General features: G+C 56.8%; 25 protein-coding genes. 10 read left to right on the plus strand and 15 right to left on the minus strand.

Annotated elements, in window-relative coordinates; translation table 11 throughout:
• Nucleotides 1–32: 32 nt before the first annotated feature.
• From ACR0AW_RS19990 to ACR0AW_RS20010, 5 genes are read right to left on the minus strand one after another with little or no spacing between them, the layout of a single operon-like run.
• A complete protein-coding gene (locus ACR0AW_RS19990; protein ID WP_170734144.1) occupies nucleotides 33–722 on the minus strand; it encodes a hypothetical protein in 690 nt (229 codons plus the stop codon).
• Nucleotides 723–758: 36 nt separating this feature from the next.
• Nucleotides 759–1,199 (minus strand): MarR family winged helix-turn-helix transcriptional regulator, encoded by a 441-nt coding sequence (locus ACR0AW_RS19995; RefSeq protein WP_170395340.1) that lies wholly within the window; start codon nucleotides 1,197–1,199, stop codon nucleotides 759–761.
• Between the two features lie 14 nt (nucleotides 1,200–1,213).
• A complete protein-coding gene (locus ACR0AW_RS20000) occupies nucleotides 1,214–2,044 on the minus strand; it encodes a carbon-nitrogen hydrolase family protein (RefSeq protein WP_170567518.1) in 831 nt (276 codons plus the stop codon).
• Nucleotides 2,044–2,301, minus strand: a complete 258-nt coding sequence (gene grxC, locus ACR0AW_RS20005) for a glutaredoxin 3 (protein WP_170395334.1) — start codon at nucleotides 2,299–2,301, stop codon at nucleotides 2,044–2,046. The genes ACR0AW_RS20000 and grxC overlap by 1 nt, the downstream gene beginning before the upstream one ends.
• A 37-nt stretch (nucleotides 2,302–2,338) precedes the next feature.
• The gene (locus ACR0AW_RS20010) at nucleotides 2,339–3,103 is read right to left on the minus strand and encodes a double zinc ribbon domain-containing protein (RefSeq protein WP_480439504.1); all 765 of its coding nucleotides are present in this window, start codon (nucleotides 3,101–3,103) and stop codon (nucleotides 2,339–2,341) included.
• Between ACR0AW_RS20010 and ACR0AW_RS20015 the strand changes: the two genes are divergently transcribed.
• Nucleotides 3,084–3,914 (plus strand): methyltransferase domain-containing protein, encoded by an 831-nt coding sequence (locus tag ACR0AW_RS20015; protein ID WP_170734145.1) that lies wholly within the window; start codon nucleotides 3,084–3,086, stop codon nucleotides 3,912–3,914. The genes ACR0AW_RS20010 and ACR0AW_RS20015 overlap by 20 nt on opposite strands.
• Before the next feature lie 55 nt (nucleotides 3,915–3,969).
• Nucleotides 3,970–5,019 carry a ferrochelatase gene (gene hemH / locus ACR0AW_RS20020; protein ID WP_170734146.1) on the plus strand — a complete coding sequence of 350 codons (1,050 nt, stop codon included), beginning with the start codon at nucleotides 3,970–3,972 and terminating at the stop codon, nucleotides 5,017–5,019.
• A 76-nt stretch (nucleotides 5,020–5,095) separates the two neighbouring features.
• On the opposite strand, the gene ACR0AW_RS20025 is transcribed toward hemH, so the two are convergent.
• A complete protein-coding gene (locus tag ACR0AW_RS20025; RefSeq protein ID WP_010442520.1) occupies nucleotides 5,096–5,278 on the minus strand; it encodes a hypothetical protein in 183 nt (60 codons plus the stop codon).
• A gap of 139 nt (nucleotides 5,279–5,417) precedes the next feature.
• A complete protein-coding gene (locus ACR0AW_RS20030; RefSeq protein WP_170395325.1) occupies nucleotides 5,418–6,017 on the minus strand; it encodes a L,D-transpeptidase in 600 nt (199 codons plus the stop codon).
• 169 nt (nucleotides 6,018–6,186) lie between these two features.
• Here ACR0AW_RS20030 and dalA point away from each other — a divergent pair, with 169 nt between their 5' ends.
• Nucleotides 6,187–6,702 (plus strand): divisome-associated lipoprotein DalA, encoded by a 516-nt coding sequence (dalA, locus tag ACR0AW_RS20035; protein ID WP_255611997.1) that lies wholly within the window; start codon nucleotides 6,187–6,189, stop codon nucleotides 6,700–6,702.
• A 70-nt stretch (nucleotides 6,703–6,772) separates the two neighbouring features.
• Here dalA and ACR0AW_RS20040 read toward each other — a convergent pair whose 3' ends face one another.
• The 7 genes from ACR0AW_RS20040 to ACR0AW_RS20070 form a co-directional block, all read right to left on the minus strand.
• On the minus strand, nucleotides 6,773–7,237 hold the full coding sequence (locus ACR0AW_RS20040) for a PTS sugar transporter subunit IIA (protein ID WP_170395318.1): 465 nt from the start codon (nucleotides 7,235–7,237) through the stop codon (nucleotides 6,773–6,775).
• A 59-nt stretch (nucleotides 7,238–7,296) separates the two neighbouring features.
• Nucleotides 7,297–7,860: a ribosome hibernation-promoting factor, HPF/YfiA family gene (hpf, locus tag ACR0AW_RS20045; RefSeq protein WP_039541074.1), complete on the minus strand. Its 564-nt coding sequence runs from the start codon at nucleotides 7,858–7,860 to the stop codon at nucleotides 7,297–7,299.
• A 252-nt stretch (nucleotides 7,861–8,112) separates the two neighbouring features.
• Nucleotides 8,113–8,871, minus strand: a complete 759-nt coding sequence (gene lptB, locus ACR0AW_RS20050; protein ID WP_170395315.1) for an LPS export ABC transporter ATP-binding protein — start codon at nucleotides 8,869–8,871, stop codon at nucleotides 8,113–8,115.
• Nucleotides 8,871–9,362 (minus strand): LptA/OstA family protein, encoded by a 492-nt coding sequence (locus ACR0AW_RS20055; RefSeq protein WP_255611996.1) that lies wholly within the window; start codon nucleotides 9,360–9,362, stop codon nucleotides 8,871–8,873. The genes lptB and ACR0AW_RS20055 overlap by 1 nt, the downstream gene beginning before the upstream one ends.
• A 3-nt stretch (nucleotides 9,363–9,365) precedes the next feature.
• The gene (locus ACR0AW_RS20060) at nucleotides 9,366–9,974 is read right to left on the minus strand and encodes an LptA/OstA family protein (RefSeq protein ID WP_170734147.1); all 609 of its coding nucleotides are present in this window, start codon (nucleotides 9,972–9,974) and stop codon (nucleotides 9,366–9,368) included.
• 4 nt (nucleotides 9,975–9,978) lie between these two features.
• The gene (locus tag ACR0AW_RS20065) at nucleotides 9,979–10,941 is read right to left on the minus strand and encodes a KpsF/GutQ family sugar-phosphate isomerase (RefSeq protein WP_170515699.1); all 963 of its coding nucleotides are present in this window, start codon (nucleotides 10,939–10,941) and stop codon (nucleotides 9,979–9,981) included.
• A complete protein-coding gene (locus ACR0AW_RS20070; protein ID WP_170734148.1) occupies nucleotides 10,938–11,552 on the minus strand; it encodes a ribonuclease D in 615 nt (204 codons plus the stop codon). The genes ACR0AW_RS20065 and ACR0AW_RS20070 overlap by 4 nt, the downstream gene beginning before the upstream one ends.
• A 144-nt stretch (nucleotides 11,553–11,696) precedes the next feature.
• Here ACR0AW_RS20070 and ACR0AW_RS20075 point away from each other — a divergent pair, with 144 nt between their 5' ends.
• The 7 genes from ACR0AW_RS20075 to ACR0AW_RS20105 all read left to right on the plus strand — a co-directional run bounded on the left by ACR0AW_RS20075 (nucleotide 11,697) and on the right by ACR0AW_RS20105 (nucleotide 18,583).
• Entirely contained in the window at nucleotides 11,697–13,016 is a 1,320-nt protein-coding gene (locus ACR0AW_RS20075; RefSeq protein ID WP_170734149.1) for an MFS transporter, read from the plus strand.
• 56 nt (nucleotides 13,017–13,072) lie between these two features.
• The gene (locus ACR0AW_RS20080; protein ID WP_170734150.1) at nucleotides 13,073–13,501 is read left to right on the plus strand and encodes an Lrp/AsnC family transcriptional regulator; all 429 of its coding nucleotides are present in this window, start codon (nucleotides 13,073–13,075) and stop codon (nucleotides 13,499–13,501) included.
• Between the two features lie 72 nt (nucleotides 13,502–13,573).
• Nucleotides 13,574–14,251 (plus strand): lytic transglycosylase domain-containing protein, encoded by a 678-nt coding sequence (locus ACR0AW_RS20085; RefSeq protein ID WP_170423333.1) that lies wholly within the window; start codon nucleotides 13,574–13,576, stop codon nucleotides 14,249–14,251.
• Nucleotides 14,252–14,260: 9 nt separating this feature from the next.
• The gene (gene flhA, locus ACR0AW_RS20090) at nucleotides 14,261–16,348 is read left to right on the plus strand and encodes a flagellar biosynthesis protein FlhA (RefSeq protein ID WP_170734151.1); all 2,088 of its coding nucleotides are present in this window, start codon (nucleotides 14,261–14,263) and stop codon (nucleotides 16,346–16,348) included.
• Nucleotides 16,345–17,118, plus strand: coding sequence for a flagellar biosynthetic protein FliR (locus ACR0AW_RS20095; protein WP_170734152.1), 774 nt, complete (start codon nucleotides 16,345–16,347; stop codon nucleotides 17,116–17,118). The genes flhA and ACR0AW_RS20095 overlap by 4 nt, the downstream gene beginning before the upstream one ends.
• Nucleotides 17,115–18,200, plus strand: coding sequence for a flagellar type III secretion system protein FlhB (flhB, locus tag ACR0AW_RS20100; RefSeq protein ID WP_170734153.1), 1,086 nt, complete (start codon nucleotides 17,115–17,117; stop codon nucleotides 18,198–18,200). The genes ACR0AW_RS20095 and flhB overlap by 4 nt, the downstream gene beginning before the upstream one ends.
• The gene (locus ACR0AW_RS20105) at nucleotides 18,197–18,583 is read left to right on the plus strand and encodes a hypothetical protein (RefSeq protein WP_170734154.1); all 387 of its coding nucleotides are present in this window, start codon (nucleotides 18,197–18,199) and stop codon (nucleotides 18,581–18,583) included. The genes flhB and ACR0AW_RS20105 overlap by 4 nt, the downstream gene beginning before the upstream one ends.
• Nucleotides 18,584–18,594: 11 nt before the next feature.
• Here the strand turns inward: ACR0AW_RS20105 and ACR0AW_RS20110 are convergent, their stop codons facing one another.
• Complete coding sequence (locus ACR0AW_RS20110; protein WP_170408681.1) at nucleotides 18,595–19,089, minus strand: flagellar basal body-associated FliL family protein; 495 nt, start codon at nucleotides 19,087–19,089, stop codon at nucleotides 18,595–18,597.
• Nucleotides 19,090–19,095: the final 6 nt, after the last annotated feature.

Genomic DNA, 19,095 nt, shown 5'->3' on the forward strand with positions numbered 1-19,095 from the left:
AAGCGATGGGTTAAAACCCATCCTACGCTTGATTATTTTACGGCTAAACGGTGAAGGTAGAACGCTGAGGCAAAACCAGCTTCGTCCAACGAGTGTTTGAGACGCCCATTTAGAAAAACGCGATGTGGTACGCCCGGGTCGCGCCAAATGTCGATCCCGGACGCCGCATCTGCATTGCAGACAACGTCCCCGGGCTTGGCATCCTTCCATTCAGGAAGTCGGAAAAGGTCATCCCGGTCGGGTCGGGCTCGTCGAAGACTTTTTGACTCAGCAATGTTCAGCGTGCCGGATTTGTTTGCGATCCACAGGATCGAGTAGTCCTGCTCAATCGGTGTGATCTTGTCTCTTTCGAACAGGTTGACGGGATAAAGCCCCCCTTGCCCTAATTCGAGATTTTTGAGGATATCAGCCACATCTGATCGGATCGCCAGAATTCCAAACAAAGTGATTACAGGAGAATACTTCCCGTAGTGAGGCTCAAAATCATGATCTTCAGGTGCAACCTCTTGAAAGAAATCCGGCAAGATATCTTGCTGCTCCAGCGGTTCCCCGTGGCGCTGCCAACGATACAGATTCGCATGATAACCTGATCCGGGTTGCCACCTGAAGGCTTTGAAGCGTTCACTTGGTTCTTCAGGAAAATCATCGGGGACAAGCGCCCGGAATGGCCTCTGCAGGTCCATCCCGACGGTAATGTCTGAAACCCAAATTTCATCCGTCATCTTTTACGATCCTTTGGCGCAGTTGGCGTAAAGCCCCTACTCCCCCTCCAACTGCAACCGCAAATCCCGTAGCACGGGCAGCGTGCTGCGCACCCGCTCCAGCCCCAGCTCTCCGACCACGCGGTTGATCAGCGGGGCAATCGAGGAAATCGCCTGATCGCGTGCGCGTCGGCCTGCGGGGCTGATGGCGACCATCTTGCGGCGGGCGTCGTCCCAGTCGGGGCGGATGTGGATATAACCGGCCCATTCTAGTTTGGCCAAAGTGTTGGTCATCGCCCCGCGCGTCACATGGAACGTGTTGGCCAGTTGCGCCGGGGTGCGCTCGTCGCCGACAAACACCAGATGGTTCAGCACCGAGAAATGCGAGATCTCCATGCCTTTGGGCAGCACCCGGCTCAGCCGGTTGCGCAATAGCTGATCGGCGGTCAGGATCTCGCTGAACAGCGTGACCGCCAGGGCATTTTTTTCGTCAGTCATGGTCCGGTTCTGGATCAGGGTCCGTCAAAGGGGCGGACATGTGTTAGTGAAGGCACGCGTCTTCGCGCCTCTGTAACAGACCTATCATCCAAATCAAAAAAGTGAATGCCCGGATCGGTGCCTGCGTCGATCAGCACCTCTCCCCACGGGGCGACAACCATACTGTGGCCGTGTGTATATCGCGTCTTGCCGCGAGTTTTAGGGTGCTCACCCGTTTGTGCCGGAGCCAGCACCCAGCAGCTGGTCTCAATGGCCCGCGCGCGCAGCAGTGCTTCCCAATGGGCCGCACCGGTGACCGGCGAAAACGCCGCCGGGACGGTGAGAATCCGCGCGCCCGCCTGCGCCAAAGCGGCATACAGGTAGGGAAATCGAATATCATAGCAGATGGTCAGGCCGACTTTACCGAAATCGGTGTCGGCAATCACCGCTTTCTGACCGGGGCGATAGTTCTTCGATTCGCGGAAGGTCTCGGATTCCGTGACCTGCACGTCGAACATGTGAATCTTGTCGTACCGCGCCACGATCTGCCCCTGCGGGTTGACCATGAAGCTACGGTTGGCAAAGCGCCCGTCCGAGTCATGCGTTTTGATCGCAAGTGACCCGATCAGCAGCCAGACACCCAATTTGGCGGCCTGTTCGCACAGACCCGCCAAAGTAATGTCGTCTTCTTCGTGCTGCAGAACCTCGTGCTGGCGTGTGGTGCTGGTGGAGACGCAATTCGTGACCTCGGGCGTCAGAATGAACTGCGCACCCTGCGCTGCCGCGTGGGCCATCATGGCACGCACCATCTCGAGATTCTCAGCCGGATCATCCGACGCGGTGATCTGCAGCAAAGCGGTTTTCATCAAGCCGCCAGCAGGCGGTCCAGCTTGCCCTGACGTTCAAGCTCGTAAAGATCGTCGCACCCACCAACATGGGTGGTGCCCACAAAAATCTGCGGCACAGTGCGTTTTCCTGCCGCGCGCTGGATCATTTCAGGTTTGCGTTTCGGATGCATCAGCACGTCGATTTCCTTGAATTCGACGCCTTTCTGTTTCAACAACCGCTTGGCCGCATGACAAAAGCCGCACAGCGGCGAGGTGTAGATTTCTACCGGCTTCATATTCCGTCCCTTTGGGTTTCGCACATTCTTGGGCGAATTAGGCATCCTTGGCAACGCGCGCCAGTACCAACACGAAAATATGATTTGCCCCTGACGCGCGACAGACACGCGCGCAGGCGTCCAACGTCGCACCCGAGGTCATAACATCATCGACCAGAAGAATATCCCGGCCTCTGATCATGGGAGCACGTTTTCGGTGCAGGGATATGGAGTTGGACAACGCAAGGGATCGCTCAACAGCAGTTTTTCCATCCAGAACAGGGGTGCGTACCGTGCGTACCAGAAGATCGGGGCAGACACTCAACTCCGCTTCCCGGCCCAGATGCCCCGCCAGCAGCGCCGATTGATTGTAGCGACGCTTGATCAGCCGGGTCCAGTGCAGCGGAACCGGTGCGATCAGCATGTTCGGGTGCAACAGCTCTTGCCCGGCTTGGGCCATCCAGCGGGCGGCAGGGCGGGCCAGCTCAGGCCGATCCCCGTGCTTAAAGGCAAGTATAAGTGCCTTCGCGCCCCCCTGATACAGCAACGCTGCCCGACCATGCTGCCACGCGCGCGGTGCCCTGAGGCAGTCATCACATTCAATCCGGTGTCCGTCCTGCGCGCCGGGAAGTGGCATGCCGCAGCTTTCGCAGACGGTGCCACCGATGAACGGCGTGTCGCGCCAGCATGCGCCGCAGAGGCCGAAATCGGATTCGGTCAGTGCTCCGCAGGACAGGCAACGCGGTGGGTAGATCATCTCGACAGCGGTTTGAATCCCCTGACGAATGCGATACTTGCGGCTTATGAAGCTTCTGTCCGACACTACACCCTCTCTGTTTGACCGCGCCGTCCTTGCGCTTCACCGCGGCCGCGTGCGGGACGAGGCGCTTTTCCTGCACCGTGCCGCCGTTGACGAAGTGCAGGATCGTCTGTCCATGGTTAACAAAACCTTTAAGGCGCCCGCCGTCGTGACCCCCTTCCCCCATATCTGGGAGGGGTTGTGGCCCGAGGCTCGGGTGATTGGGGATGAAGATGTTCTCGACTTGACGCCAGGTGCGCATGATCTCGTGATACATGCGATGGCGCTGCATTGGGCAAACGACCCGGTCGGCCAACTGATCCAATGCCATCGCGCCATGAAACCCGATGGATTGCTACTGGCGGTATGTTTGGGGGGTGACACCCTTCAGGAATTGCGCGCCGCTCTGGGTCAGGCCGAGATAGAGGAGACCGGCGGTCTCAGCCCCCGCATCGCCCCCATGGCCGAGCTTCGTGATCTGGGGGGGCTGCTACAACGGGCCGGGCTGGCTTTGCCGGTCGCCGACAAGGCGACGCTGTCCGCAGAATATCGCGATCTGTTGCATCTGATGCGTGATCTGCGTGCGATGGGGGAAACCAACGCTTTGGCGGATCGCCTGAAACACCCGACCCGACGCGCTGTTTTTGACAAAGCGCAGGACATCTACGCCGGGCATTACGCATCGCCACAGGGCCGCCTGGCGGCAACATTTGAATTGATCTGTCTGACGGGCTGGGCCCCCGATGACAGCCAACCCAAACCTTTGCGTCCGGGATCCGCCAAGATGCGGCTGGCTGATGCGCTAGGTACGGATGAGGGCAAACTGCCCGATTGACGACCGGCCTTTTCCCTATATCTCAGGCCAGACACCACAAATCAGGAAGCTTTCAATGTTTGATGCCACTCGTCCAACCCATGCCCCTGCAGACCATCCCAAGGTCAAGATGGGCCGCGTCGGCATCCTGCTGGCTAATCTGGGAACTCCAGATGACTACAGTTATTGGCCTATGCGGCGGTATCTGAACGAGTTCCTGTCGGACAAGCGCGTGATCGACTACCCGGCGTGGAAGTGGCAGCCGATTCTGCAAAGCATCATTCTGACCAAGCGGCCTTTCAGTTCGGGTGAGGCGTACAAGTCAATCTGGAATCACGATAAGGGCGAAAGCCCGTTGATGACGATCACCAAAGATCAGACTGCCAAGCTGCGCGCAGCGATGCAGCAGCGGTATGGCGATCGGGTGATGCTGGATTTTTGCATGCGCTACGGCAATCCTTCAACTCCGTCGAAGGTCCGGGAGATGGTAGAAGAAGGCTGTGATCGCATCCTGTTCTTCCCGCTCTACCCGCAATACGCCGGTGCCACGACTGCTACAGCAAATGATCAGTTCTTCCGCGCGTTGATGAAAGAGTCATGGCAGCCTGCCAGCCGAACTGTTCCGGCCTATTTCGACGAACCTGCCTATATCGATGCGTTGGCGAGCTCGGTCGAGCGCGCCTATGCAGATATGGAGACAAAACCGGATGTCTTGGTCTGCTCGTATCACGGGATGCCCCAGCGTTATTTGCAGCAAGGGGACCCCTACCACTGCCAATGCGTGAAAACATCAAGGCTACTGAAAGAGCGTCTGGGATGGACGGATGATCAGCTGATCTCGACCTTTCAATCGCGCTTTGGACCGGAAGAATGGCTGAAGCCCTACACCGTTGATCACGTGGCTGATCTGGCGCGTCAGGGTAATAAGAACATCGCCGTCATCGCACCTGCCTTCTCCGCCGATTGCATTGAGACGCTGGAAGAGATCAACGAAGAGATCAAAGAGAGCTTCGAAGAGGCAGGTGGTGAATCGTTTACCTATATCCCTTGCCTTAACGACGATGATTCGCATATCGCCGCGCTGATTAAAGTGATCGAAGACAATCTGCGTGGTTGGTTAGACTAATCGCGCGCTTTCACCAGACACGAAAAAAGGCGGTGGTTTGCACCACCGCCTTTTAAGTGCATAAAGTCTCGTCGACTTAGCTTGCTGCAACAGCTGCGGCAACAACAACCAGCAGGATCAGCGGCAGGATGATGCCCTGCGACGAACCTTGGGTCTCTTCGACAACAACAGGTGCTTCAACAACCGGCTCTTCCAGGTTGCCAGCATATGCGGTCGAAGCAGCAGCGGTCAGAGCAGCAGCGAGAACGAGTTTCTTCATATTAACCTCCAGAATTTGCGCGATTCCCAATAGCGAAACCACGCATCTAAGACTTACCTCGTGAGTTTTTCTAATCAGCAATGCAGGCGGATTGCAATTGCAACTTGTCCCGCAAGCGGGTTCGTGCGCGAAAATGTCGTCAAATTAGCAACACTTGCGTGCCGACCTTGGCCATAGAAAACAGTTCGGCGATGTCATCGTTGAACAAGCCAATGCACCCGTTCGACGACCGGCGTCCAATTTTACGCGTATCGTGGGTGCCATGGATGCGATAATACTTCCAGCTCAGATATAAAGCGTGTGTTCCCAGCGGGTTATCGGGACCCGGCGGAATATAGTCCGGCCATTCAGGGTTGCGCTTCTTCATCGATGGCGTCGGTGACCAGCTTGGGCCTTCCACCTTGCGAATGACACTGGTGCGTCCGCGACGGGTCAATTCCTCGGTCAGAGGCACCGAAGAGGGGTACAGTTTGTATACGGATTGATCATCTGACCAATAATGCAGCGCTCTGGATACGGTATCCACCAGAATGGCGCCGTTTCTTGTGTTCGAAAAATAGGGCTGCCAGTCCAGCGCACGGAATCCCGACACATTGCGGCGTACCGGAGCTTCCGGTTCCGGGGCGGGGCGTAGCGGGTCGCCCGGAATATACTGAGCCAACGCAGGCGAGGCCAAGCTGGCGGTTGCACCGGCCAGGAATCCCCGGCGCGTCGATGTAAGAATATGTTTCTTGACCATGGAGATCGGTCCTCTGCTAACAGCAAATGCAAAATCTAAGGCATTTTATGGCCAGAATGCTTCAGTCGCAAATCAAACCGGCAGAATCACGCAAGGTTGGGGCATTGTAGGTTTGCTCCGGGCGGTCAAGCAGGCTATTTCCCTTCTCGACACAATATTTAGGCCGATCATGACACGTATTCTTTCTCTACTAGCGATTTGTTTTGTCGCACTTGCGGCATGTACCGATTCGGGCACATCCGCTATTGGCGCCGATGGCAGGCCGCTGCCATCCGTGTACAAAATTCGTGGCAACCCTGAAAAGCTGCAGTTTAGAATGCTGGATTCGGTGAATGCCTTGCGGCAGGCATCTGGCTTGCAACAGGTCCAATTGAACTCGCAACTGAATGCAGCTGCCGCCACTCATGCGAAAGACATGGCGCGACAGAATCGGCCCTGGCATTTTGGTTCGGACGGTTCGTCTCCGTTGGATCGCGCGGCGCGCGCCGGTTACTTCGGTACATTCCTGGGTGAAGCGATCTCGGAAACCTTTGAGACCGAGACCGAAACGCTGGCCGCATGGATGCAGGAACCCGGTCCTCGTGCTGTGATCATGGACCCGCGCGCCACCCAGATGGGATTCGCCTGGCACCAAGAAGGCGGTGGCAAGATCTGGTGGACGCTGGAAATGGGATCCGGCGGCTGATCACGCCAGCTAATGAAACAAAAAAAGCCCCCGACAAATCGGGGGCTTTATTTGTTGATAAGTGGGCCAATCAGGCAGCTTGCATCGATTGCGCTTCAGTCAGAATGGCATACAGCTTTACCGGGTCAGGGTTGGCCCGCAGCTTGGCGCAGACCGATTGCTCGCGCAGCGTGCGCGAGACCAACGCCAGTGCTTTAAGGTGTTCAACCCCCGCCTCTTCTGGCGCAAACAGGGAAAACGCCAAATCGACCGGCTGACGGTCGACCGAACCGAAGTCGATGGGCTTTTCCAGCATGACAAACACGCCCGAAACCGATTCCAGTTCAGAAAGCCGTGCGTGCGGAAGTGCAACACCATGTCCAACACCAGTTGGTCCAAGGCTCTCCCTCTCAAGCAGGCTGTCTACGATCGTCTGAGCATCCAGCCCAAGCGTCGCGGCGCCCACATCGCCAATTTCCTGAAACAAACGCTTCTTGCTGGAAGCAGCGGACAGTACACGCACCGCTTCTGGCTTTAGAATGCTCGAAAGCTCCATCATTTTGCTCCTAAGCCGTGCCCCCGGCTATTCGGGGGCAGGCCGATTTGTCTTGCCTGTTACGGATCGATCCAACCGATATTGCCGTCCTCGCGGCGATAAACGACATTCAATCCGTCCTTGTTCTCATTTCGGAACACCAGTACCGGAGCACCAGCGAGTTCCATCTGCATGACGGCTTCACCAACACTGAGCGATGGGATCTTGGTTTCCATCTCAGCCACGATCATAGGCTGCAGCGATTCGGGTTCGTCTGCCGTCTCCGATTCGTCAGAGGCGAGGATATAAGAGGACGCGCCAAAGAGTTCAACCGGCTCGGACCGATCCTTATGGTGGTCTTTCAGGCGGCGCTTATAGCGTCGCAGTTGTGTCTCCATCTTGTCGCAGCAGCCTTCGAATGCCGCGTAGATCTCGGTCGCGTGCGCCTTGGCCTGTGCGGTCAGGCCGGTCGACAGATGCACGGTGGTTTCGCATACATATTCATGCGCCGAACGGGAAAAGACGACATTGGCGTCTGTAGGCCGCTGGGCATATTTGCCCACGACCTCGCCCAGTTCGGTCTGCACATGGGTCTGCAGGGCCGCACCGATGTCGATCTGTTTTCCGCTGATTTGGTAACGCATGTGATCTCCTTCACAATTCACACCCATTCTGACGCCGCGTAACGCGACTGACTTGTTTTTATCGGGTGGGGGGTATCGGCATGTTCTGCGGTTGCCGTTGGCCCGGCCCTTCAACGAAGGGAGATCGAGATCCAGTTTGGAACCGAAGAAATGCCATATGCCAATTGAGCCAAGAGGTGAGGGAAGAGTCAATCAAAACAGGTGTGTATATACGTGATTTCCGTCATGCGTCAGGCGCATCTCCGCACAACCTTATGAAATACGGAAGTTTTCACCCAGATAGACCCGGCGAACATTTTCGTTTTCGACAACTTCGTCGGGCGTGCCTGACATCAAAACCTGGCCATCATGCAGGATATAGGCCCGGTCCACAATCTCCAGCGTTTCCCGGACGTTATGATCCGTGATCAGTACTCCGATGCCACGCTTTTTCAGATCGGCCACTAGATGCCGGATATCACCGACACTGATCGGATCGACACCCGCAAATGGTTCGTCCAACAGAAGATATTTCGGATCGGCGGCCAGACAGCGCGCAATTTCGACCCGGCGGCGTTCCCCGCCGGACAATGCCAATGCAGGCGCTCGGCGCAGGTGTTCGATGGAAAAGTCCGATAGCAGCTCTTCCAGCCGCTCCTTGCGGCGATGGGCATGTTTAACCGTGATATCTAGAACCGAAGCGATGTTGTCTTCAACGCTCATCCCGCGGAAAATCGACATCTCCTGCGGCAGATATCCGATCCCCATCCGGGCACGACGATACATCGGCAGGGTCGTGACGCTCTGCCCATCAATCGTGACCGTGCCCGCTTCGGGGAAAACCAGACCCGCGACAGAATAAAAAGTGGTGGTCTTGCCCGATCCGTTCGGGCCTAGCAACGCTACGACCTCGGAGCGGTTCAATTCCATGGACACATCGCGAATGACGGTCTTCTTGCGATAAGACTTTCGTAGCTTTTCGATCTTCAGACCGGAAGAACCTTCAGCGATGGAGAGTTCGGGCCGGTTCATCAGTTGCCACCTTGTTGCAGAATGGTTTTGACACGCCCTGACATCGTCGCGGTTCCCGTGGTCAGATTTGCAATCATCTCGTCGCCGCTGATGATACTTGGGCCCTGCGTCAGCAACACGTTGCCCTTCATCTCAATCACGCCGGAATCGATGGTGTATTCTGCCCAATCGCCCTCGGCTGCGTCGGGCGGACTGACCAGAACCACGTTTTCGGTGGCCTCCATCCGTTCGATGGCTGAGCGTTCTTCGTTATAGATGACAAGAACCCGGTCTGCCGTCAGGCGCATCTCGCCCTGGATGACAATGACGTTGCCGATAAACTCGGCCGATCCATCTTCCTGATTCACGTTCAATGTCTCGGACGTCACTTCGACCGGCAGCGTCGGGTCGGCATTGACCGAGCCGAACGCCACCTGAGCCTCTTGTGCAGAAACAGGTGTGGCTCCGACAGCCACGGCTAGACACAAAAAGGCGACACGTAAATCGAACACAAGTTATCTTTCTGCTTTTTGCGGCTCATATATCAACTTCACGCCGCCTGTAAAAAGAATATGAACCGGACCGTCCTTTTTTTCGGTCCCAAACACCATTCTTCCGGCAGTAAAGTCGCCAATCGGACCGGTTCCGTCAATCTGTCCAGGGCTATCACCACGTATTTCATCCAGCGACGTATTCAACAGGTCGGTGGTGACCTGGATGCCGTCTCTGGTGGTGATGACCACATCCCCTGCAAACGTTGCAGTACCCTTGTCTGGCCTGATGATGCCTGTGTTGGACTCGAGTGTGATCTCGCCCCCATTGCTTAGTCCAAAGCGACCCTGCACTTCGGCTGCCGTCGGCGTGTCGCCATCGCCACCCTGACTGGCCCTTCGGGCTTCGACTCGGATTTCCTCGCCCTTGCTGGTGACACCTTTATAGTCGGGCCGCGTGACCACCTGATCTGTCAGCCGGTCATCAATATCCTGATCACTGAACGGCACCGAGACATTGGTGTCAACGCTGCGAGAAAGAAGAAAGACAGAAGACAGCAACAAAATCGCCACAAGCGGTAGCAGCACCTTCAGGAACTGCACCCATCGGGAATGGCGATCAACTTCAGCCATCTTCCTAACCCAATCCTACACGCAGACAGTCATGTATGTGCAGCAGACCCAAGGCTGGGCCATTTGTGTCAGGATCAACCACAAAGAGTGACGTGATCTTGCGATCGTTCATGATTGCAACTGCCTCCTCCGCCATGGCACTTGGCGCAATGGTCATTGGATTTTCGGTCATCACCTCTTCGGTGTTTTTGCTCAATAGCCCGTCCATGTTCCTGCGCAGGTCGCCATCGGTCACAATACCCAGCAAACGACCTGCCTGATCAGTGACTCCCACAACACCAAAGCTCTTCTGACTCATGACCAGCAGCGCCTCGCTCATCGGGGTGCCAGCGGTCACCAAGGGCAAATCTTCATGCATCAGATCACGCACAGTAGACAGTTGCGCCCCCAACTTTCCACCGGGGTGGTAAGCGCGGAAATCTTCGGGTTTGAAATCCCGGTACTTCATCAGCGCAATCGCCAGCGCGTCGCCCATCGCCAGTGTCAGCGTCGTCGAGATTGAAGGCACCATCCCAAAACCACAGGCCTCTCCCAGTGACGGGATCAGCAGATGCACATCCGCCTGTTTCATCAACGTGCTTTCGGGCTTGCTGGACAAACCGATCAGCGGAATTCCGAAGCGACGGGTGAAGGCCAGAAGGTTGGCCAGTTCCGGTGCTTCGCCAGAATTCGAGATGGCAAGAACCACATCGCCTTTCGACACCATGCCAAGATCACCATGGCTGGCCTCGGCAGGATGGACGAAATACGCCGGTGTTCCGGTGCTGGCCAAAGTGGCTGCAATCTTGTGGCCAATGTGTCCCGACTTGCCAATACCACTGATGATGATGCGGCCAGTGGCTTGCAGGATCAGCTGTACGGCCTCGGCGAAGTGCTCGTCCAAGCCATCGGCCAGGACATCCAGCGCACGGGCTTCGTCGGTGACAACCTGCCGGGCGGTTCTGAGGAATGCTTCGGTATCAGTCATGAATGCGCAAAAATATCGGTTTCGGGCCAGCCTGCGAGGTCAAGCTTCGCACGCATCGGCAGGAAGTCAAAGCAGGCCTGTGCCATTTCGGCTCGACCTTCGCGGGCCAGCCGCCCGTCCAGAGCCTCGCGCAGCTGATGCAGGTACAGAACATCTGACGCAGCATATTCCAACTGAGCATCGGTCAGTGTGTCCGCACCCCAATCGCTCATCTGTTGTTGTTTCGAGATATCGACGCCGATCAGTTCCTGACACAGGTTCTTCAGACCATGCCGGTCGGTATATGTGCGCACCAAGCGGCTGGCGATCTTAGTGCAATAAACCGGTGCGGCCAGCGCCCCAAAGGTGTGATACATCGCAGCGATGTCAAAGCGACCAAAGTGGAACAGCTTCAAAACATTCGGGTTCTCCAGCATCGCGCAAAGGTTCGGTGCCTGCGTCTGCCCATTCTCGACCTGAACGATATGGCTGTTGCCATCCCCTCCTGACATCTGGATCACGCACAGGCGATCTCGATGCGGATTCAGCCCCATAGTTTCACAGTCGATGGCCACGATGGGGCCCAAATCCAACCCGTCCGGCAGGTCATTTTTATACAGATGGTTCGCCACGGAATTGTCCTTTGTGCGCTTTCGGCCCCGAGATAGGCGGTTTGGCCCGCAAACTCAACGCCGTCCTTGGAAAAGCGTCCCCTTGACCTTATGGCCAACACTTGAACTATGGATCGGCGACACCGCGATTGAGAAATTCCGACAATGCTCAGCATCCTGAGAAACCGCACTTACAGACATCTGCTGGCCGCGCAGATCGTGGCGCTGACCGGAACCGGGCTGGCGACGGTTGCCTTGGGGCTGTTAGCCTTTGATCTGGCCGGAGAGGCCGCCGGGATGGTCCTTGGTACCGCTCTTACGATCAAAATGATCGCCTATGTCACCGTTGCCCCGCTTGCTGCTGCCTTTGCCGAGCGGCTGGATCGTCGCCGGATGCTGGTCGCACTGGATCTGGTGCGCGCTGTGGTTGCGCTCTGCCTGCCTTTCGTGTCCGAAATCTGGCAGGTCTACGTGCTGATCTTTGTGCTGCAATCCGCCTCAGCCGGATTTACACCCGCGTTTCAGGCCACCATCCCGGATGTGCTGACCAACGAACAGGACTATACCAAAGCCCTGTCCCTGTCGCGGCTGGCTTACGATCTGGAAAGCCTGCTGAGCCCGATGCTGGCCGCCACCTTGCTGCTGTTCGTCAGTTTCGACAGCCTGTTTCTGGGCACCTGTGTCGGTTTTGTCGCCTCAGCCTTGCTTGTGGTGTCTGCAACTTTGCCCTCACCCAAACCATCCCAGCCGCGTGGCATCTATGACCGCACCACGCGCGGCATTCGAATTTACCTTAAAACCCCGCGCCTGCGGGGGCTGCTGGCGCTGAGTTGGAGCGCGGCCGCGCTCAGTTCGATGGTCATCGTCAACACGGTCGTGATCGTGCGCGGCGATCTTGGTCTTTCTGAAAGCGCCGTTGCCATCGCACTGGCCGGGTTCGGTGGCGGTTCGATGCTCGCGGCATTTGCACTGCCACGCCTTCTGGATCACATTCCAGAGCGTCGCGTCATGCTGGGTGGTGCATCATTGGCGACGGGAACCATGGCGATGGCAGCGCTGCTATCTGTCACTCTGCCGATGACATTAGGTTTGCTGACAACGACATGGCTATTGATTGGTTTTGGGTATTCCAGCATGCTGACGCCTTCGGGCCGCCTTCTGACCCGATCAGCCCACCCCGAAGATCGACCCGCCGTGTTTGCCGCACAGTTCACTCTGTCTCATGCTTGCTGGCTGGTGCTTTATCCCTTGGCCGGGTGGCTGATGACCCGCTTTGGCGTAACTGTGGCCATGGCCGGAATGGTAACTGCCGCGATTCTGGGTCTGGTATTTGTGCTCATTGCCTGGCCACGGCGCGAAGACAATGCGGTGGTCCATAACCATCCTGACCTTCCACAGGATCACCCCCACCTGTCTGGGCCAAAACCTCATGCGCATCCGATCATCATTGATGAACTGCATCCCCGTTATCCGCACCAGCCTTGAGCCCGAACACCAAACTACCCTAAACCGAGGCGAAGTTGCCTGAACCCGGAGCCGCAATGGACCAGCTTGACCGACGCATCATCGCCGCTTTGCAACACAATGCACGCGATTCGACGACCCTCATCGCCTCTAAGCTTGGCGTCGCCCGAACAACGGTGCATGAACGCATCAATCGAATGGAAGAGCGGGGCGTCATCGCTGGTTACTCGGTCGTCCTGCGCGAAACCGTAGACGCGCCACGGGTCCAGATTATCGTCCTGCTTGAAGTGCAGCAGAAAGAGACCACACGTATCATCAAGCGGCTTGAAGCTTATCCCGAGGTCAAACTGTGTTTGTCAATCAATGGCGAATTTGACCTGCTGCTTTCCGCCGAAGCGCCACGGATCGATGATCTTGATATTCTGGTCGACGAACTTGCGCGCATCCCCGGCGTATTGCGTACCAACACCAGTGTGGTTTTTGGCCGAAAGATTGATCGAAACTAAGGCGCGCTAACTCTCTGTAAACAGATGATTGGATAGCTTGGCCCGGACTGATTAGAATTCCGGACCGGCAGAATGCCAACTCAAAACCTACTAGTTTCCGCGCTCTTGGCGCAGGCCCTTCTGGCGCAGGCCGGATACGCATCGCCAACATCGGCGCTGTGTGATCAAGCGGCCCGGCGGGCTGCGCAGGCCGAAGGCGTCCCGCTCGATGTTCTCAAGGCAATTGCCCGCGTAGAAACAGGCCGCACGCAGAACGGATTACTGGAACCCTGGCCATGGACCGTCAATCGTGAAGGACAGGGATATTGGTTTGCCTCCGAGGTTGAGGCAAAGTCTTACGTGTTCGACATCTTCAAATCCGGTGTACGCAGCTTTGATGTCGGTTGCTTTCAGATCAATTATCGTTGGCATGGTAAGGCTTTTCGCTCGATCGACGCGATGTTCGATCCGGATGAAAACGCAACCTATGCAGCACGGTTTCTGGCCCAGCTTTATGCGGAACTTGGATCATGGCCTGCCGCTGCCGGGGCCTACCACTCGCGCACGCAGCACCTTGCGGCCTCATATTCTGATCGTTTTCAGACCGTCCTGGCGCAGCTGGATGGCTCGGGCACAGCCCACGAACGCGATCCATTCACAGCATCTGCCAGTCCGCTCATCCCGCTGAACGCTCATCCGGTCGGCCAGAACGCGCTGGGGTCACTGGTTCCCGAAACCTCTACAGCCACCGCCTTTATCGCTTTCAATTAGGAGCAGATAGTGCCCCGTATCGATCCGCGCACCTTGTTCTCTCCGACCATATTGCTGGCGCTGGCGCTGATGGCGGTCATCGTGATGATGATCCTGCCCATGCCAGCCTGGGTACTGGACGTGGGGCTGGCGGCATCCTTTGCGCTGGCGATACTGATCTTCACATTGACGCTGTTCATCGAACGGCCACTGGATTTCTCATCCTTCCCGACGATCCTGCTGGCCTCACTGATGTTGCGCTTGTCGCTGAACGTGTCCTCAACCAAGCTGATCATCGGTCAGGGGCACACCGGCACCAACGCCGCTGGTGACGTGATCGAAGGTTTCGCCCAGTTTGTCATGGGCGGCAGCATCTTTCTGGGCCTTGTGGTGTTTGGCGTTCTGCTGATCGTGAACTTCATGGTCATCACAAAGGGTGCGGCCCGCATGGCCGAAGTGGGTGCCCGGTTCGCGCTGGACGGGATGCCGGGCAAACAGTTGGCCATCGACAGTGACATGTCGGCTGGAGCCATCGATCACCAGCAAGCCAAAGAACGACGCGAGCGCGAGCAGCAGGAAGCCACCTTTTTTGGTTCGCTCGACGGCGCGTCGAAATTCGTCAAAGGTGATGCGATTGCCGGGTTGCTGATCACACTTCTCAACCTCGTGATGGGATTGGTCATGGGGGTCATCGTGCATGGGATGCCGGTATCGTCCGCCTTCGAAACCTACGCAATCCTGACCGTTGGGGACGGGTTGGTGTCGCAGATACCAGCAGTGATCATCTCGATTGCGTCCGCCTTGCTGTTGGCGCGTGGCGGTACGCAGGGTGCAACCGACAATGCGCTCTTCTCGCAACTTGGACGCCACCCGGCGGCGTTGAGCACCGTAGCGGTTCTGATGGTGCTGTTCGCCCTGGTGCCCGGTTTGCCGTTCTTACCGTTCATTCTTGGGGCGGGGGTGCTGGGCTATGCGGCTTATTCAGGTCTCAGAAAACGCCACGCCAGCGAGGCAGAGGCTCAGACCCCCGAGGCCGAGTCTGATACTCCGGTCTCGCAGGCTATCGGTGATATCCTGGACCTCGACGACGTTCACTTGGAATTCGCCCCTGATCTGGTCAGCATGGTGCTGAACCCCGGTACCGGCCTTGACGCGCGGATCGCCAACATGCGGACCTATGTCGCCTCAAGCTTTGGGCTTATCCTGCCCGAAATTCGATTGACTGACCGCGCCGATCTTCCGACCGGAACTTATGTGATCAAAGTACAAGGGGTCGAACAGGCGCGTGGTGTTCTGAATTCTGAACTCGTGCTCGCACTGGTACAGGACGGGCACGACTTTCTACCTGATGGCACCGATGTGACCGAACCCGTCTACGGTGCCCCGGCGCGCTGGATATTGCCCAAGGACCAGGAGGTCGCCGCACTGAATGGGGCCACCATCGTCACCCCTCCTGAAATTCTGGCGACCCATCTGCTAGAGATCATCAAACAGAATTTCTCGCGTCTTATGACCCTGAAATCCCTTCGCCGCCTGCTGTCCGAGATGACGCGGCTCAGCGATCCGACCCGAGCTGAAGCCAACCGCAAAATGCTGGACGAATTGATCCCAGACAAGGTGCCGATCGACACACTGCATGCTGTTCTGCGGCTGTTGCTAGACGAACGGGTCTCGATCCGAAACATGGCGCTGATCCTTGAAAGCGTGGCCGAAGCACGATTGACCACCACCCAGCCCGAAGGGATCTGCGAACTGGTCCGCCAGCGGCTGGGCTTTCAACTGGTTGCCGACATGAAGCGCGAGGACGGCTCGATCCCTCTGATCCAACTCGCGCCGGAATGGGAGGACACATTTGCCACCTACCAGATCGACGCCGCGAACGCAGGTATCGACGTGGCACTACCGCCCAACCTGTTCAATAAGCTGGCCGATGGAGTTGTCGATAGCGTCGCAAAATCAGCAGATCACGGGTTGTTCCCGGCGGTCGTAACCACGACCCGACGACGCAGATTGCTCAGTACCATTATGCACGCGCGCGGCGTCGCCAACCCCGTCCTGTCTTTTGAAGAGATCGGGCTTGAGGCGCGCCCCGCCTTGGTCGGAACGGTGCCCGCGTGATCTCAGTCCCGTTAGAGCTTTTGCCACATCTGGGGCAAAACCTGTGGCATCTGTTCGCCGTATTTCTTCGTGTGTCCGCATTGGTTTCGCTGCTACCGGCCTTTGGTGAACGCAGCGTCCCTGTGCGGGTCAAACTGGGCGTGGCAGTTGCTTTCACAATGATTGTCATTCCCGCCATACCCGCATCGGGTGTTATGCCGGGCTTTCACAAAATGATTGGATTAATCACCATCGAAGTCTTGATCGGTCTTATGCTCGGCATCGGGTTGCGCCTTTTTGTCCTTGCACTACAAACTGCAGGTTCAATCGCGGCGCAAGCGACATCCTTGTCTCAGATCCTGGGCGGAGCGGCCGCAGAACCTGTCCCGGCGATGGGGTATCTGCTGACGCTGGCCGGCTTGGCGCTGGCGGTATTGCTTGGCCTTCATATCCGTGCAGCGCAGTTCATGATCCACAGCTATATGCTGTTTCCGATGGGCGCGCTTCCAACGGCGCCTGATCTGTCGCAATGGGGCGTTGCGCAAGTCGCCCACAGCTTTGGACTGGCCTTTGCGCTGGCTATGCCCTTTGTCATCGCATCGCTGATCTACAACCTCGCACTGGGCGTAATTAACCGCGCCATGCCGCAGCTCATAGTCGCTTTTGTCGGTGCCCCAGCAATCACTTTCGCAGGCCTTTTCCTGCTTTTCGCCGGGGCACCATTGATCCTGGCAACCTGGTCTGACGCTTTGTTCGCGTTTCTCCAAAATCCTCTGGGAGGGCTGCGATGAGCGCATCAGACGACAGTGATAAGTCATTTGAGGCGACCCCGCAAAAGCTGGAAAAAGCCCGCAAAAAAGGCGAGGTGGCGAAGTCCAATGATCTGTCGGTGGTGGCTGCATACATGGGACTGCTCGTCGCACTTTTGCTCACGGGGCAATTCACGGCAGAGCATCTGGGGACTCTGTTCGTGGTCTTGATCGACCAATCAGATCAATTCGCAAGCTTGCTGACCGTCGGACCCGCGACATCCACCGTCGCTGGGATTCTGAGATCAACTCTGGCACCAATCGCCGCGTTGTTTATCGTTCCGGCAGTCGCGGTGTTGCTCAGCCTGATCGCCCAGCGCGCACTGATCTTCGCGCCGGAAAAGCTGAAACCACGCGGTTCACGCATCTCGATCGTCTCAAACGCAAAGAACAAGTTTGGCCGGGGCGGGTTGTTCGAATTCGCCAAGAGCTTTGTTAAATTGTTGATCTATGGAACATGCCTGACCCTATTTTTGCACACCCACCTGCCCAAGATTCTGACAGCCAGTGCAGCCGCCCCGAGATCCTCAATTCTGTTGATGATGAACTTACTCAGCCAATTTCTGTTTATCGTCATAATGATCGCGCTGGCGATCGGCATGATCGACTATTTGTGGCAACATGCCGAACACCTTCGCAAAAACAGAATGTCACGCAAAGAAATTCAGGATGAAACCAAGGATTCCGAGGGTGATCCGCACGTCAAACAGCAGCGTCGCCAACGCGCGCAGGACATAGCAACCAATCAGATGATGGCGGATGTGCCCAAGGCCGATGTGGTGATCGTCAACCCGACGCATTATGCGGTGGCGCTGAAATGGTCGCGAGCAAGTGGCAGCGCTCCGGTTTGCGTCGCCAAAGGGGTAGATGAAATCGCGGCAACAATCAGGGCCACGGCCGGAGACGCAGGCATTCCTATTCATTCCGATCCACCAACAGCACGCGCATTGCACGCGACCGTCGGGATCGGACAGGAAATTACCGAAGAATACTACCGACCCGTTGCAGCAGCTATTCGGTTTGCCGAAGCCATGCGCAAACGAGCGAAGGGCCAGGTCGGATGACGCAAGATCGCATAGACAACCTTTTGACCGTCGTCGAAGCTGTTTATCAACGGGAACACCAAAAATTGCACCCTTTGTTGCAGCGCGAAGCCCAGTTGCTTCAGCAATTGACGCGTCTGGATTCTCAATTAGCCGAAGTAAAATCGACGAGTTCACAGTCGGATGGCTATCAGGTCACCGGCACAGACCTGTTGTGGCACGGTTGGGAATCTTTGACACGGTGCAACCTGAACACCGAGTTGGCGCGCCTGCGATCACAAAAGCTTGCGGCAATGGAAGAATTGCGTGGGGCATTTGGGCGCAAACTGGCCGTTGCCGATCTGTCGCGCCGCCTGCAGGAACACAAGCGACGCGTGCGACAATCTAAGGCTCAGGATTCATAACCCCAACCCGTTCAGGTATCCTGTCGGCTGACACTCATGATCAGAACTTGCGAGACATCTTCGCCCAGATCCTTTCTCGCAACCTCCAGCAACGCATTGCGCAATGCCGTCAGGTTGTCTGACCGCGTGAATGCGCCGTCAAACCCGCCGATATTGGCGTGATCAAACAGAACTTGCAGAAACCGGTCCCTTAATTTTGGCTCGATCTCATAAAACGCTTCGGCAATCCCCGGCCTCACCTCAAGGCTGAGGGACATGGTGACGAGCGCCGATATCTCGTCCTCGGAAACCACGGGGACCACGAACTGTTTGGTGAGTTTCAGATACTCATGTGTTTCTGATTGATCATCTTTGCCGGGTTTAGTTTTGTTTTTCTTGTCTTCATTGGGTTTTTGCCCAGCCTCCGCAAGATCTTCAGCTTCCCCGGAAGGGGACAATAGGATCCGGGCGCCCGCACCGGCAGCCAGGCCGAAAACCAGAAAAACGATCGGTAGTAGTTTTCCCATAAGCGC

It is taken from the genome of Ruegeria sp. C5 (assembly GCF_056537605.1).

Excerpts from the sequence above, each read along its gene's own strand:
- ACR0AW_RS19990 (WP_170734144.1), bottom strand. The coding sequence starts at position 722 with ATGACGGATGAAATTTGGGTTTCAGACATTACCGTCGGGATGGACCTG.
- ACR0AW_RS19995 (WP_170395340.1), bottom strand. The coding sequence starts at position 1,199 with ATGACTGACGAAAAAAATGCCCTGGCGGTCACGCTGTTCAGCGAGATC.
- ACR0AW_RS20000 (WP_170567518.1), bottom strand. The coding sequence starts at position 2,044 with ATGAAAACCGCTTTGCTGCAGATCACCGCGTCGGATGATCCGGCTGAG.
- grxC (WP_170395334.1), bottom strand. The coding sequence starts at position 2,301 with ATGAAGCCGGTAGAAATCTACACCTCGCCGCTGTGCGGCTTTTGTCAT.
- ACR0AW_RS20015 (WP_170734145.1), top strand. The coding sequence starts at position 3,084 with ATGAAGCTTCTGTCCGACACTACACCCTCTCTGTTTGACCGCGCCGTC.
- hemH (WP_170734146.1), top strand. The coding sequence starts at position 3,970 with ATGTTTGATGCCACTCGTCCAACCCATGCCCCTGCAGACCATCCCAAG.
- ACR0AW_RS20025 (WP_010442520.1), bottom strand. The coding sequence starts at position 5,278 with ATGAAGAAACTCGTTCTCGCTGCTGCTCTGACCGCTGCTGCTTCGACC.
- ACR0AW_RS20030 (WP_170395325.1), bottom strand. The coding sequence starts at position 6,017 with ATGGTCAAGAAACATATTCTTACATCGACGCGCCGGGGATTCCTGGCC.
- dalA (WP_255611997.1), top strand. The coding sequence starts at position 6,187 with ATGACACGTATTCTTTCTCTACTAGCGATTTGTTTTGTCGCACTTGCG.
- ACR0AW_RS20040 (WP_170395318.1), bottom strand. The coding sequence starts at position 7,237 with ATGGAGCTTTCGAGCATTCTAAAGCCAGAAGCGGTGCGTGTACTGTCC.
- hpf (WP_039541074.1), bottom strand. The coding sequence starts at position 7,860 with ATGCGTTACCAAATCAGCGGAAAACAGATCGACATCGGTGCGGCCCTG.
- lptB (WP_170395315.1), bottom strand. The coding sequence starts at position 8,871 with ATGAACCGGCCCGAACTCTCCATCGCTGAAGGTTCTTCCGGTCTGAAG.
- ACR0AW_RS20060 (WP_170734147.1), bottom strand. The coding sequence starts at position 9,974 with ATGGCTGAAGTTGATCGCCATTCCCGATGGGTGCAGTTCCTGAAGGTG.
- ACR0AW_RS20065 (WP_170515699.1), bottom strand. The coding sequence starts at position 10,941 with ATGACTGATACCGAAGCATTCCTCAGAACCGCCCGGCAGGTTGTCACC.
- ACR0AW_RS20075 (WP_170734149.1), top strand. The coding sequence starts at position 11,697 with ATGCTCAGCATCCTGAGAAACCGCACTTACAGACATCTGCTGGCCGCG.
- ACR0AW_RS20080 (WP_170734150.1), top strand. The coding sequence starts at position 13,073 with ATGGACCAGCTTGACCGACGCATCATCGCCGCTTTGCAACACAATGCA.
- ACR0AW_RS20085 (WP_170423333.1), top strand. The coding sequence starts at position 13,574 with ATGCCAACTCAAAACCTACTAGTTTCCGCGCTCTTGGCGCAGGCCCTT.
- flhB (WP_170734153.1), top strand. The coding sequence starts at position 17,115 with ATGAGCGCATCAGACGACAGTGATAAGTCATTTGAGGCGACCCCGCAA.
- ACR0AW_RS20105 (WP_170734154.1), top strand. The coding sequence starts at position 18,197 with ATGACGCAAGATCGCATAGACAACCTTTTGACCGTCGTCGAAGCTGTT.
- ACR0AW_RS20110 (WP_170408681.1), bottom strand. The coding sequence starts at position 19,089 with ATGGGAAAACTACTACCGATCGTTTTTCTGGTTTTCGGCCTGGCTGCC.